This is a genomic window from Synechococcus sp. R3-13 (assembly GCF_047462195.1).
In the GTDB taxonomy this organism is placed as follows: domain Bacteria; phylum Cyanobacteriota; class Cyanobacteriia; order Thermostichales; family Thermostichaceae; genus Thermostichus.
Genome location: NZ_JANSIO010000473.1, coordinates 1 through 1,160 on the forward strand (window position 1 = coordinate 1; position 1,160 = coordinate 1,160).

The following is a 1,160-nucleotide window of genomic DNA, read 5'->3' on the forward strand; positions in this document are numbered from 1 at the left end:
TTCAGCAGTGTTCAGCGTAAATGTATCAGCTTCAGAGAGCTCACTTATTTTAACAACTGGCTGATCTTAGCTTTCCCGGCCATTCCTTTACAGCGAGGGAATACCGCTTTGCCAACCAGGATATACACCCATGCAATCCCATATGCAGTGCCTTGAAGGATTACCATTGCAAGGCTAGGGTCCGGCTATGGCTCTATCTTTCTAAATTGAGAGCCTGCCGTTGGGCTTGTAGCAATTCTTGGATCCCGGCTTGGGCCATCTCCAACATTTGTAGCAGTTGCGGGCGACTGAAGCAGGCGGCTTCGGCAGTGCCCTGGATCTCGATGAAGGATCCCTGCTCGTTCATAACAATGTTCATGTCCACCTCGGCTTGGCTGTCTTCCTCATAGCACAGATCCACAAGTACCTCTCCCTGCACAATTCCTACTGAAAGGGCCGCCACCTGCTGCCGCAGCGGGGATCCCTGGGCCGGATCCAGCGCCCCCTGTTTGTACAGCCAAGTGATGGCGTCGTGCAGAGCCACATAGCCCCCTGTGATCGCGGCGGTGCGCGTTCCGCCATCGGCCTGCAGCACATCGGCATCGACGGTGATGGTACGGGATCCCAGCTTGCGAAAATCCAAGGCGGCGCGCAGACTGCGCCCGATGAGCCGTTGAATCTCGGCAGTACGGCCCGATAGTTTCAACATTTCCCGCGGCTGTCGTTGTTGCGTGGCTCCGGGCAACATGCGGTACTCAGCCGTCAGCCAGCCTTGGCCGGTGTTCTGCAGAAAAGGGGGAACTTCTTCGGCCACACTGGCGGTGCAAAGGACATGGGTATGGCCGAACTTGACCAACACCGAGCCAGGGGCATAGCGGGTAAAGTGGCGCTCAAAAGAAACCGGGCGCAATTGAGCAGCGGTGCGATTATCTGGGCGTTGCCAGCTCATGGACAGTTCAAAAAGGGATCCCTCGCATTGTCAACCATGTCTGCCCAATGCGGCTCAGGACTTGGAATCTTTGCAGAACATGACTGGGGCGACGGCTGCGGACGGAATTGGTCTGGGAAGGCAAGGACGACAAGTGTAGCAACCGCCGCAAATTGGATATTGCCGGGTATGCCACCTCTACGCGGAAGAAAGTGAAGCACTTGTAAACTACCCGACACCCGCGCTACGCGCA

1 protein-coding gene is annotated in these 1,160 nt (G+C 56.5%); it reads right to left on the reverse strand.

The features are described 5' to 3' along the window. Window positions 1-193 precede the first annotated feature (193 nt). Complete coding sequence (rph, locus tag NW856_RS13230; protein WP_011433341.1) at window positions 194-928, reverse strand: ribonuclease PH; 735 nt, start codon at window positions 926-928, stop codon at window positions 194-196. Between the last annotated feature and the right edge of the window lie 232 nt (window positions 929-1,160).